This is a genomic window from Agarivorans aestuarii (genome assembly GCF_019670125.1).
In the GTDB taxonomy this organism is placed as follows: domain Bacteria; phylum Pseudomonadota; class Gammaproteobacteria; order Enterobacterales; family Celerinatantimonadaceae; genus Agarivorans; species Agarivorans aestuarii.
In genome coordinates, this window is record NZ_AP023033.1 from 4,023,884 (window position 1) to 4,037,017 (window position 13,134).

At 44.2% G+C, this 13,134-nt stretch carries 10 protein-coding genes; 2 read left to right on the plus strand and 8 right to left on the minus strand.

Going from position 1 to position 13,134, the window contains the following annotated elements; genetic code table 11:
* Window positions 1-4 precede the first annotated feature (4 nt).
* The 7 genes from aroB to pilM all read right to left on the minus strand — a co-directional run bounded on the left by aroB (window position 5) and on the right by pilM (window position 6,622).
* Entirely contained in the window at window positions 5-1,081 is a 1,077-nt protein-coding gene (gene aroB / locus K5609_RS18640) for a 3-dehydroquinate synthase (RefSeq protein WP_221074945.1), read from the minus strand.
* 7 nt (window positions 1,082-1,088) lie between these two features.
* Window positions 1,089-1,604, minus strand: coding sequence for a shikimate kinase AroK (aroK, locus tag K5609_RS18645; protein WP_221074946.1), 516 nt, complete (start codon window positions 1,602-1,604; stop codon window positions 1,089-1,091).
* 170 nt (window positions 1,605-1,774) lie between these two features.
* Window positions 1,775-3,847 carry a type IV pilus secretin PilQ gene (locus K5609_RS18650; protein WP_221074947.1) on the minus strand — a complete coding sequence of 691 codons (2,073 nt, stop codon included), beginning with the start codon at window positions 3,845-3,847 and terminating at the stop codon, window positions 1,775-1,777.
* Window positions 3,848-3,857: 10 nt separating this feature from the next.
* Entirely contained in the window at window positions 3,858-4,385 is a 528-nt protein-coding gene (locus K5609_RS18655) for a pilus assembly protein PilP (RefSeq protein WP_221074948.1), read from the minus strand.
* A complete protein-coding gene (locus K5609_RS18660) occupies window positions 4,382-4,978 on the minus strand; it encodes a type IV pilus inner membrane component PilO (RefSeq protein ID WP_221074949.1) in 597 nt (198 codons plus the stop codon). Before K5609_RS18660 ends, K5609_RS18655 begins: the two co-directional genes overlap by 4 nt.
* Window positions 4,978-5,553: a PilN domain-containing protein gene (locus tag K5609_RS18665; protein ID WP_221074950.1), complete on the minus strand. Its 576-nt coding sequence runs from the start codon at window positions 5,551-5,553 to the stop codon at window positions 4,978-4,980. The genes K5609_RS18660 and K5609_RS18665 overlap by 1 nt, the downstream gene beginning before the upstream one ends.
* A complete protein-coding gene (pilM, locus tag K5609_RS18670) occupies window positions 5,546-6,622 on the minus strand; it encodes a type IV pilus assembly protein PilM (protein ID WP_221074951.1) in 1,077 nt (358 codons plus the stop codon). Before pilM ends, K5609_RS18665 begins: the two co-directional genes overlap by 8 nt.
* A 160-nt stretch (window positions 6,623-6,782) precedes the next feature.
* Between pilM and K5609_RS18675 the strand changes: the two genes are divergently transcribed.
* Window positions 6,783-9,359: a penicillin-binding protein 1A gene (locus K5609_RS18675; protein ID WP_221074952.1), complete on the plus strand. Its 2,577-nt coding sequence runs from the start codon at window positions 6,783-6,785 to the stop codon at window positions 9,357-9,359.
* Here the strand turns inward: K5609_RS18675 and oxyR are convergent.
* The gene (gene oxyR, locus K5609_RS18680) at window positions 9,356-10,246 is read right to left on the minus strand and encodes a DNA-binding transcriptional regulator OxyR (RefSeq protein WP_221074953.1); all 891 of its coding nucleotides are present in this window, start codon (window positions 10,244-10,246) and stop codon (window positions 9,356-9,358) included. The two genes, K5609_RS18675 and oxyR, sit on opposite strands and share 4 nt — an antisense overlap.
* Window positions 10,247-10,461: 215 nt before the next feature.
* Between oxyR and K5609_RS18685 the strand changes: the two genes are divergently transcribed.
* Complete coding sequence (locus K5609_RS18685; protein ID WP_221074954.1) at window positions 10,462-13,047, plus strand: Ig-like domain-containing protein; 2,586 nt, start codon at window positions 10,462-10,464, stop codon at window positions 13,045-13,047.
* The last annotated feature ends 87 nt before the right edge of the window (window positions 13,048-13,134 follow it).

The following is a 13,134-nucleotide window of genomic DNA, read 5'->3' on the forward strand; positions in this document are numbered from 1 at the left end:
TGCCTTATTGAAATCGATTGATAACTGTTTTTATATCACTTTCAGTAATTGTATCAACTACTTCTGCCGTACCAATAGAGCTAGGTAGAACTAAACGCAGTTTTCCATCCAATACTTTCTTATCACGCATCATATGCGGAATAAACTCTGCTAAACCCATACCCTGTGGTGGCACAATGGGTAAACCAGCACGTTCAATCAAAGTTCGCATACGCGTTACTTCACTTTGACTAATCATTCCCGCTAACTCAGCAGTTTCGGCGGCCATAACCATACCCGCACCAACCGCTTCACCATGTAACCAAACGCCGTAACCTTGCTCAGCTTCAATAGCATGACCAAATGTATGGCCAAGATTTAGTAAAGCACGAATACCTTGCTCGGTTTCGTCTTTGGCCACCACTTCAGCCTTAATTTCACAACAACGAGCAATTGCTCGCGTCATTAACTCTGGTTCGAGCGCCATTAGTTGATCAAGATGGGTTTCTAACCATGCAAAAAACGCTGCATCGTAGATAATGCCATACTTAATCACTTCTGCCATGCCAGCGGCAAGCTCTCTCTTATCCAAAGTGGCTAAACAATTTATGTCAATCACCACGGCTTTAGGCTGATAGAACGCGCCTATCATGTTCTTGCCTAAAGGGTGATTAACCGCTGTTTTACCGCCCACTGATGAATCAACCTGTGATAACAATGTGGTAGGCACTTGCACAAAGGGTACTGCGCGTTGATAACAGGCAGCCGCAAAGCCGGCCATGTCACCAATAACGCCACCACCCAGCGCAACAATGGTGGTATCACGACTATGTTGCTGGGCTAATAACTCTGAAAATATTAGGTTTAAGGTATCTAAATTTTTGTATTGTTCACCATCTGGCAAAGTAACTACATCCGCTTGATACTGACTCAAACATGCCAACAATTGCTCCAAATATAGCGGCGCAACCTTAGTATTTGTAACCACCATTACCTTTTTACTGGTAATCGCAGAACTCAATAAATCAACTTGATTTAATAAACCTTGGCCAATACTAATTGGGTAGCTGCGCTCGCCTAGAGCAACGGTCAAACATTCCATTGTTATTTTAGAATCCTAATAATTCGATGATTTGGTTAGCCACTGCTTTTGCGCTTTGGTCGTCAGTTTTCACCGTGTAGTCAGCAACGTCTGAGTACATTGGATTACGCTCATCTGCCAGGTTTTCTAATACTTCGCGAGGCTCATCGGTTTGCAGCAATGGGCGACGCTTATCGCGTTGCGTACGAGCAAACTGTTTGTCGATTGTGGTTTCAAGGTACACAACAATACCGCGAGCAGAAAGGTGATTTCGGTTCTCTTTACTAATTACAGAGCCACCACCTGTTGCTAATACAATGCCTTGAAGTTGTGAAAGGTCATCAATAACACCCTCTTCACGAACCCTAAATCCGGCTTCACCTTCTACGTCAAATACCCAAGCGATATCGGCACCAGTGCGGCGTTCAATCTCTTGATCTGTATCGTAAAATTGCAAATGTAACTGCTGTGCTAAATGACGACCAATCGTGCTTTTCCCAGCACCCATTGGTCCTACAAGGAAGATATTTCGTTTCTCAGCCATGCTTCTTCAAATTTGTCTTTGTCTATTTTCTCCCCGCAATGCGGGCACCTGATGTACCAACCTTAGTAAAAAGATCAGGGCGCGATTATCTCGTTTGAGCGGGAGTTTGGCAACAGCAAAATCACTCCTATACCGAATGACTCGATATAGGAGTGATAAGAGGTGGGCGTTTATAGTGCGTCGAGCAAGATTCGAGGTGTTACAAAAATTAACAACTCGTTCTTTTTAACACTTTCTGAGGTTGTTCTAAAGAAGTAGCCCAAGCCAGGTACGTCACCCAAAATTGGCACTTTCTTCACACGGTCAACATTTTGCTGTTGGTAAATACCGCCAAGCACAATGGTTTCACCGTTTTTAACTAATACCTGAGTACCAATTTCTTGCTTGTTAATCGCCACCGCTGGCCCTGTTGGTGTAAGCACCGCTTCACCTTCCGAGTCTTGGGTAATAACTAAATCAAGAATCACGTTACCGTCAGGAGTAATTTGTGGGGTTACACGTAAGCTTAACACTGCTTTTTTGAAGGTAACCGAAGTAGCACCACTTGAGGCATTTTCTACATAAGGGATCTCACGACCTTGCTCGATGTATGCTGCTTTTTGGTTGGCCGTTGTAATTCGCGGACTGGCGATCACTTCACCTTTGTTCTCTTGCTCTAGTGCTGAAAGCTCTAAGTCCAGAATCTGACCATTGGCTAGTTTAGCAACTTGGAACGCGATCGAACCGGCTGGGTCAGCCACTGGTAAGTTAACGTTTAAGCGGTCATCTAAATCTGGGATATTGCCTGCTAGCACATCATCAGCGCCCTCAAGTGTACCCGAAGTAATACCAGTGCTACTGCCCACTGAACCTGAGTTGGTTACACCCCAACGAATACCTAGTTCTTCACTTACATCATCGGTTACGGTAACCATACGCGCTTCGATAACAACTTGCTTAACCGCAATATCGAGTTTCTTAACCATGGTTTTAATGTTGGCCAGTGACTCTTCAGTGTCTTTAATAAGCAAAGTATTGGTACGCTCATCAACCGCTACAGAGCCTCTCTCAGACAACATGGAGGTTTGCTCACTCTTAAGCAATGCAGATAAGTCTGATGCTTTAGCATAGTTTACCTCAATATACTCAGAGTAGAGTGGCGCTAAGTCAGCCACTTGCTGGGCACTTTCTAACTGCTGTCGCTCTTGCTCGGCTAGCTCCGCAGCAGGGGCAATTAACAACACATTATTATCTAAGCGTTTATCCAAGCCTTTAACTTTAAGAATAATGTCAAGTGCTTGCTCCCAAGGCACATCATCCATACGCAGAGTAATGTTGCCACGAACAGAATCGGTAGTGACCAAATTCAATTTGTTAAAATCAGCAATTAACTGCAATACCGTACGCACTGGAATATCTTGGAAATTCAGGGAAATTGGTTTTCCTTGATACTCAACTTTGGTGCCTTCTTCTGCCTCAAGCTTTTTAACTTCAACTAAGAACAGTTCACCAGATTGATCGTAGCGGTAATCAAACTCGCCATCGATAGCGATTTTCAGCTGAACCTTCGCATCATGTCTAAATACTTCAACACTCTCTACTGGAGTAGCAAAGTCGTTTACGTCCATGACATAAACGTTTTCTTCTGCGATATCAGTATTATAAAAATCAACAATCAAGCTGTTATCACGGCGTTTAATATCAGCTGCTATAGAACTGTTATTGAGGTCCACCATAATCTGACCAGAGCCGCCTTTACCGCGTCTAAAGTCAATGCCTTGCACAGTATTAATGGTGGCATGCTCTACGCGACTGGCATTTTCGAATGCATCATCAACAGTGCTTTGTGCTGCAGCCGCGGCCACAGGCAAAGCGCCAAGTTTAACTAAAATGCGCTGTGGCTCTTTACTTACTTGATATGGAACCAAGCGCTCAAGCGCCAGTACCAATTGTAAGCCAGACTCAGTTTGCAAACTCTGAACTTGCTTAACGCCGCCACCATCAATTGGTAACGGGTTAATTTTTAGTGCCGAACTTGCGTTGGCCACATCAATCACAAGTTGATTTGGAGAGTACTCGAGGTGGTCACTGACATTTTCGACGGGTCCATCAAACAACAGTTCGATTTCCACCGCTCCCTTAACCATCGGGTTGGTATTTAACTGAATAAGTTGAGCGTTAGCCCAAGCCTGCGTTATGCAACAAAACACACCAGCCAACACCAAGCCGCTTTTGTATACTCCTTGCAGCATCTTTCCCTTCATGCCTATTTCCCTATTGATCAGCTTTCGAGAGCGAAAGCTGAGTAGTTCTTTCGTTCCAGCAGCCTTCGCCATCTGAAACAACTTCTTGAATATCTAAACCTAAATCACTGACTTTAGTGATTACGCCGTGATGTAAACCTAAGTAGTAGCCTTCCTTCACGCGATACAGCTCGCCACCTGGCGCTTCAACAAGCGCCCAAAGACTGGGCCCATCACCTAATATGCCTCGCATGGTCAAACTAGACAGCGAAAACTGTTCTAAAGCTTGCTTAGTGCGCTCGGCGTTTGGCGCTAAGGAGCATTCTTTCTCAGTGCTTAAAGCGGTATTAGCCGCTTCAGGAGCAGGGCTAGTAAATGGATTTCTCCGTTCACTCGCCTGATAAGCAAGATGCTCAAAAGGTTTAATTTCAGGTACATCTTCTTTGACCGGAACTTTGCGCGCCTTCACTTCCATTACGTATTGCTGCAGATCGTCTTTTGAACCTTCACAGCCAAACAATGCAAGCAGGGTTAATCCAATTGCTAGTGCTCTCATCATTTCCCCTTCGCCGCCGGTTTTTCTTTATAGCGGTAGGTCTTGGCTAACATGGCCATACTTAATGTCCCGCCATCACCTTGTTTTTTCATGGTGATGTTATCCAAAATAACAATCCGTGGTAAGGCTGCAACTGCGCTAACAAAAGCGCCAAGCTGGTGGTAGCTGCCACTCACTTCCAATTTAATTGGCAGTTCTGTGGAAAACTCATGCTCAACTTCTGGCTCCCAGTTAATACGGCGGAACTCTAGACCATTATCAATACCAATAAAGCTAAGCTCGTCTAACAAACCTGGAATTTCGTGTTTTTCAGGGAGCTGCTTAAGTAAAGAAGCAAAGGCCTTTTTCATTTCCTCTACTTGCTTTTGGTACTCAGGTAGATTGCCCGCTAAAGCCGCTTTAACTTCAAATTTTTGTCGCAACTCTTGCTCTTTCGCCTCAAGCTGAACCAGCTTGGTTTTCTCGTCGGCGATTTGATAGTAATAATATCCAGCAGTAATTAAACCACAGACTACAACTACAAAAATGATTTTGGCGAGCTTAGGCCAAGTGCCAATGCTTTCTAAATCGAGTTCGTTAAGCTCTTGTAAATCCATTACTTAGCCTCCTTTTTTTCACTAGGAAGGCCCAGGTTAACGGCAAAGTTAAGCTGGAACTTACTCAGTTCCATTTCCGCTTGCTTACCCGGTAAAGCAACAATAGAACGAATGCTTGGCGTGCCTAACCACACCCGTTGTTCAATGTTACGCATAAGGCTTGCTACGCGGTAGTTTGCTTCACTTTTACCATCTAAATTAATTGCAGAGTCTTTAAAGGCTAAACTATCTAAGTAAACACCTGTAGGAGCAATTAGCGGCAAATTATTGAAAATTTTAGTAGGAATATTGCGACTTTCTTGAAGCTTTTGAATTAAGGCTATGCGCTCTTTAAGACTTTTCTTTTGTTCTTTAATCTTACGAATTTCGCCAATTTGATGATCCAAAATGGCAATTTCTTTTTCTAAAAACTGATTGCGTGCGCTTTGCTTGTCTTGCAAACCAGTATAATAGTTTTGCACCAACAATAAGGCTAATACGGTAAGACCAGCGGCCGAGCCAAGCGCAACCCAAAAATCACGTTTTTGCTTGGTTTTGACCTCTTCACGCCAAGGAAGTAAGTTAATGTTAGACATTATCAAAACTCCTTAAGGCTAAGCCTAAGGCTACCATGTATTTCCCGCCTTCCTTACGAAGCCTCTCTCGGTCAATAGAACGATCGAACAAGCATTCGTTAAAAGGCTGCGCCTTTATCACTGGCATCTCTAAGTCAGTCTGCATTTGAAAGACTAACTCATCCGACAATGCACTGCCGCCACTTACGGCAATCGCATCCAGCGACTTATAGCCACTTGAGCTCAAAAACAAGGACACTTGACGACGTACGTTTTGAATAACACCGCTAACAAACTGGGCAAATACGTCTATTTCGTAGTTTTCAGGTAAGCGGCCACTCACTTTCATCTCTTTGGCTTCTTCAATGCTTAAGCTATAGAAGCTAGCAATTTGCTGGGTATATTGCGCCCCACCAAAGTTTTGCGCTCGGTTATACACCACTTCGCCCTTATCTAAAATCGCGAAGTTTAAAGTAGTTTCACCAATATCGACCAAGCCTATGATTTTGTTTTCATCGAGCTCTTCGTCTTGTTGATGTAATACGAAGTTCCAAGCACGCCCAAGAGCATGCGACTCAACGTCGACAATTTTTGCGTCAAAGTCTGCGTTAGCCAATACTTCAGCACGAATACTGACTGCCTCGGTGCGGGCTGCACTAAGCAGTACGTTATTACGGTTAGGCTCACTTTCGTTAATACCTAACACTTCAAAATCAAGACTAATTTCATCAATAGGAAATGGAATAGAGTTTTCAGCTTCAAGTTCAACTTGAGTCTCTAACTCTAATTCAGACAAACTACTGTCCATGTAAATTACTTTAGTAATTACATGACTACCTGCTACCGCGGTCGCAACCTGACGGTTACGTGAAGGGAGCTTTCGCTTTAATTCACGCAAAGATTCAGTAATCTCTTCCGGAGAAACAACTTGGTTATCGACTAATGCGCCTACCGGTGTTTCGACTTCGGCCACAGACTCAACTTTTAAACCTTTTGAAGATCTAGAAAGTAGAAGTCCTTTAATGGTGGAAGAACCAAAGTCGATCCCTAGTAGAGCAGTCGATGTTTTTTTACCTATCCCTAGTACCATGACTCGCCAACTATCTTTTTTAAATTTAAACAGTTACCTGTTATTGGAGAATAACGGGTTATTGATTTAGGTGCTAATAGTTATTAAGAAAGTTGTCGAAACAGGTCACAATTTGACGATATAATCGGCGATTCTTTAGATACAGAGTGCAAAATTCGGAATGAAATGGCTTAAAAGACTGTTATTTTTAGTTTTCCTGGGAACAAGCTTAGGCTTAGCAGCCATCACCGCACTATATTTTTATTTTGCGCCGCAACTACCAGACGTCTCAACCTTGCGCGATGTGCAATTGCAAACACCAATGCGAGTGTTTAGTGCTGACGGGGAATTGATTTCCCAATTTGGTGAAAAAAGGCGAATCCCGTTACAGATTGAGGAAGTACCTGAGCAAATGCTGCAAGCATTTTTGGCTACCGAAGACGCTCGCTTCTACTCACACCCTGGAATTGATCCAATTGGTATTACCCGTGCGGCAGTTAATCTCATCGTCACTGGCGAAAAGAGCCAAGGTGCAAGTACCATTACTCAACAGGTCGCGCGTAATTTCTTTTTAACCCGAGAAAAAACCTACATACGCAAGATCAAAGAGATCTTCTTGGCGATTAAAATCGAACAAGAGTTATCCAAAGATGAAATTCTGGCGCTTTATCTAAACAAAATTCCTCTGGGTTATCGCTCTTTTGGTGTAGGCGCAGCGGCACAGGTTTACTATGGGAAAACCGTAGACCAGCTCACGCTACCTCAAATAGCGGTAATAGCAGGCTTACCCAAGGCCCCTTCGGCATTAAACCCTATTCGCTCACCAGAACGAGCCAAAGATCGCCGCCGCGTTGTGTTAGGCCGTATGTTGGAAACTGGTTATATTGACCAAGCTACTTTTGATGAAGCCAGTCAAGCACCAATGACAGCGACTTACCATGGCGCCGAGATTACTCTTGCAGCTCCTTATTTGGCAGAAATGGTGCGTCAGCAAATACTGCAGCAATTTGGCGAAGACGCGTATACCACTGGCATGGATGTTTACACCACAATCAGTGCCAAGCGCCAAAATGCAGCTACCTTAGCATTAAGAACGAACCTAAAAAGTTATGACCAACGCCACGGTTTTCGTGGAGCGGTTAAGCAGTTATGGACCGCCGAACAGGCTCAATTAAATGCTGAGGAGATAATTAAGCAACTTAGCTCTCTGCCTAACTATGGCGAGTTGCGGGCTGCAGCGGTGACCAGCATTGAAGGCACGCAGGCAAAAGTGATTGTAAAAGGTGGTGCTTTAGGCGTAATAGCTTGGGATGATATGAAATGGGCTCGGCGCTTTATAACTGATACTCGCCAAGGTCCAGCGCCTAAATCTGCTCAAGAAATTCTTAGTGTGGGTGATGTAATTTGGGTTGAGCCGCTAGCAACGCAAGCAGATACTAGCAATGACAATGCTGATGTAGCATTAAGTGACGATGCAGAACAGCAAAGCGTTGGTCAGTACTCACTTTCTCAATTGCCCGACGCTGGCGCAGCATTAATTGCCATATCGCCTTTAGATGGGGCGATTGAAGCATTAGTAGGCGGCTTTAGCTTTAACCAAAGTAAATTCAACCGAGTCACTCAGGCTAGTCGCCAAGTAGGCTCAAATATCAAGCCTTTCCTTTATTCTGCAGCATTTGAGCAAGGCATGACCTTAGCAAGTTTAGAGAATGATGCCCCGATTAACCGCTGGGATAAGGCCATGGGGGTAGCATGGAGACCGAAAAACTCCCCGCCTGTATACGACGGACCAATTCGCCTAAGGGTTGCATTAGCCCAATCGAAAAATGTGGTGTCTGTGCGCTTAATGCGAGACTTAGGTGTAGATACCATTATTGATCACCTGGCAAAGTTTGGTTTTCCTAAGAACGAGTTGCCGCGAAATGAATCATTATCGCTAGGTTCTGCGTCACTAACTCCGATGCAAGTAGCTAGCGCCTACGGTTCGTTTGCCAACGGGGGCTACTTAGTAAGTCCTTACTTTATTGATCGAATCGAAGATAGCCAAGGCAACATCATCTTTCAACAGGTGCCTAAAGTAGCTTGTGATAGTTGTTTTGATATTATCGATAAAGCACCACAACTCGCAGACTTATTAGAGCAAGATGGCGATCCCTTAAAGCAATGTGATATCTCCTTTGCCGATGAAAGCGATTTAGCACCAAGAATCATCAGTGCCGAAAATGCCTTTTTGGTATCTCAAGCGATGAACAGTGCTGTTTGGGGCGGCGGCAGTTGGGCACATAAAACAGGGTGGAACGGCACCGGCTGGCGTGCAGCAAGAGCTTTAAAACGCCGAGATATTGCCGGCAAAACCGGTACCACCAATGATGCTAAAGATGCTTGGTTCTCTGGCTTCGGACCCGACTTGGTGGTGACCTCTTGGATTGGCTTTGATGATTTCAATCGAGAGCTTGGTGAAGCGTCTTACAACGCCAACCTTGATAAAAACCAAGTTACCGGTAAAGAGTTTGGTGCGCGTACAGCTCAGCCAGCTTGGATAGATTTCATGGAAGTCGGTTTAGACGGAGTGCCAGAACAAGCTTGGCAAGCCCCAAAAAACGTCTCTACAGTGCGTATTGACAGAACAACCGGCTTACTCACTAAGGCTAGTGACCATACCACCCGCTTTGAATTTTTTGAGGAAGGCACCGAGCCAACAGAATATGTAAAACAATCTGTTAACTCAGTGTTCGATAGTGAAGAGGAGCTATTTTAAGGCAGTGCAGAATACTGTTGAATCAACTTAGCTAACTGGTTAAAGCAGGGACGCCGAACAGAGTTATTGCGATATAGCAAACTTATTCGGCGACTCGGCTCAGGCGAACTAAATCTTCGATAGCAGATACCGCTTTGTTCCTCAGTATCAGGAATAGCTAACTGCGGTAGCAAGGTAATTCCCATACCCGCAGCCACCATATGACGCAAAGTCTCCAAACTCGTCGCCTTAAAGCTAGTGTCCTCTTTCGCGCCTGCTGCAAAGCAATAACCCATTGCCTGGTCACGCAGACAGTGGCCGTCTTCGAGCATTAGTACTTGTTCACCACTCAGCTCAGAAAGTTCAACCTCATTTTGCTGCTGCCATTTGTGATTAGATGGCATGGCAAGCATTAGCGGCTCATCAAATAAATCGATGGCACCAAAACGCTCCATTTCAGGAAGATAAGCAAGCAGAAGGCAATCTAGCTCTCCCTCTTCTAATCGCTGCAATAGTACGTTGGTCTGTTCTTCATAAAGGAAAAGCTCCATTTCGCTAAACTCGGAACGAATATGCGGGACAATTTTGGGTAATAGATAAGGAGCGACAGTAGGAATCAGGCCAACATGAAGCGGCCCAGCCATTGGGGCTTGGAAGCTCTTAGCCAAGTCTTTAAGGCCCTTTACTTCAAGCAAGATGACTCTAGCTTTAGCCGCCAGCTCATCACCGGCATGCGTAAAGATCACTTTGCGCGAAGTACGCTCAATTAACAGCAGACCAAGCTCTTCTTCTAACTTGGCTATTTGCCCGCTCAAAGTAGGTTGACTAACAAAACATTTTTCAGCCGCTTTACGAAAATGCTTCTGCTCTTGTAAAGCAACTAAGTACTCTAAATCTCTTAAATTCATAACAACTCCCAAGATGAATTTCCATCTTAACTGGAAGCAAATCCAAGCGCTATGTAAGACTCAAAAACAAATAGTAAGTACCTGCTTTTCAAAAACTTTGCAATTTGGCTCTCAATAAGACGAACAGTAATGCCACTTGCCGCTTATATATGATATATAAGTAAATTATCAGGAAACCCGCGTACACAGTTGTTGCGGTCAAGGAGGAATAGATAATGGTGTGGTTAAAACACTGCTTACTGATATTAATGAGTTCTATGTTATTCGCATGTGGCGGCGACGGAAGTGTCGACCTAAGTGGCGGTGGGAATGATAGTGGCGGCAGCGGCAGCGACGGTGAAGATACTGAAACCGCAACATTAAGCATTGAGCTTTTTGATTGTAAAAACGTTCCAGAAGAACAAATCCCGTCACTATGTAATACGACGAGTTCAATCTCTCTCGATTCGCCGGCAACTGCTGTAATGCGCCTCTTAGACCAAAACGGATCTGCAGCTGGCAACGAAATAATTAGCCTAAGTAGCGAACAAGCTACTCTAAGCTCTGCACAGGTGATAACAGATACAAATGGCTACGCTATAGCGACTTTATTTGCCAAGGTCGATTCAGATGCAGCGGGTACAGTAACCGCTCAAAATACTCAATTGGATGCAGAAAGTTCAGCTAACTTTAGCGTTGGTGCCTCTAATTTAGTAATGGAACTAACTAGTGCGTTGGCTGCAGATCAAACTCTAGCAGTAGACGCCACCACAACTTTCACTGTAACAATAGGTGATGGCAACGGTGGCTTATACACTACGCCGGTATCTGTCAGCTTTACATCAAGCTGTGTAGCAACTGAAACCGCTTCTATTACAGAAAGTGTGACTACAGTAAATGGTACAGCAACCGCGATTTATGAACCTAAAGGCTGTAGCGGTTCGGATACGATAACCGCCACTCCGGCTTTATCTGTTTTAACCTCGAAGCAAATCAACATATCAATCGCAGAAACCAAAGCAAGTAGCATTGCTTTTGTAAGTGCTTTGCCAACCACTATTTATTTAGATGAATCTGTTGGCACAAAAATCTCAGTGCTAACCTTTAAAGTACTAGATAAAACTGGCAATCCGAAATCTGGTCAAACAGTCGACTTTAAAGCAGATGCAAGTTTATTTGGTTTAAGTTTAAGCCCGACTAGTGGTGAATCGAACGCCAGTGGTGAAGTGGTTACTCGTGTCACCAGTGGCACCATGCCGGGTTCGGTGGTGGTAACGGCCAGCTTCACCGACGAAAATGATACAGAAATTTCTGCCGTTTCTAATTCGCTGAATATCCACACCGGCACTCCATCGCAATCTTCAATGTCCCTATCAGCATCAGTCTTGAGCTTAGAAGCCTGGAATTATGATGGTGTAGTTAGTGATTTAACACTTAGAGTGAGTGACGAAAACAAGAACCCAGTTCCTAATGACACCAGCGTAACTTTCACCGCAGAAGGTGGCCAAGTAACAGGTTCTTGTCGGACAACGGGTCAAGATAGCAATAGCGGATGTAACGTGACGTGGGTGAGCCAAAACGATAGACCTAAGGGCCACATTTACGACCTTCCCGCTGGTGTTTGTATTGCTCCTGGCATTATTCCTACAGACGTTACTAATACTCAAGGCACCAACTATTACGGTGTCGGACGAGCCACAGTACTTGCTTACACTTTAGGTCAAGAAGTATTTGCGGACGTGAATGGCAATCGTGTATTCGATACTGGAGAAACATATACAGAACTAGGCGAAGCTTGGGTAGACGCCAATGAGGATGGTAGCTATAACTCTACAGGAGTTTTTAACCATGACTTTGACAATGTGAATGAAGCCTACAACGATTACAACGAAAATGGCGGCTATGACACTACTACAGGAGTTTGGAATAGCAATGATCCAGTAGATGCTGTCGCAGCTACTTTCAACGGCTTACTCTGTACAAAAGAGAATGAAACCGCTGGAAACTGTAGCCGAGACCTAGTGGAGATTAGAGATCAGCTAACTCTAGTTATGGCCACTTCAGAAGCAAACATCTTACTAACTCACTTTGCTGGCACTGGCGTTGGATATCAGCTTGATCAAGTATTAACTCAGACAACAATATCAGTAGTTGATGCGTCCACCGCATCAATTGGTGAAATAGCTACCATTAACGGTAGAAGCTATGAAATAACCAGTGTTGATGCAACAAATAATAACCTAGTAGTTAAGGGTGGCTTGTACAGTACTATTGCGATAGGAGAAACGGTCTTTATTAGTAGTGGAGATCTTGAAGTTGATGGTTTTACATTTAGTAACGCTACGGAGCTATCAGTAAGTGGTGGCACAGGTACTATCATAACCGGAGATATGATTGATATTGATGGTGAAACTTATTTAGTAAGATATGGTACTTCTGGAGATGGTAGCATCGAAATTGCTGGCGGTTTCAAGTATTCAACACCAGTGAACTCAGCGATTAGCCTACAGGCTAATAGACCGGTATCGAGTGTAGACTTAACAGTACTTCCTTACCACTCCTTAGCAGTGACCATTCAAGACTTAAATGGTAACCAAATGCCTGCGGACTCAGCTGTGGCTATCTCAACGGCTAATGGTTCAGTATCCGGAGCTCTAGGTTATAACATTGCCGATGGCACAAGGCTCTGTGATGTTCACTTCATTACTGTCGAGCCTGAATCCAGCCCAAATAACAAAACAGTTGGTTCGTTAACCGTTAGTGTAACTAGCCCTGGTGGAGTCGAGACCATTTCAGGTCTCACAGTGTTTGACGGAAGCTAAGCATTTATATTGCCTTAAAAGCTCACTTCGGTGAGCTTTTTTATTTCACCACCTCAAATCAAAGATAGCTTTAAGTTACTGACTTAA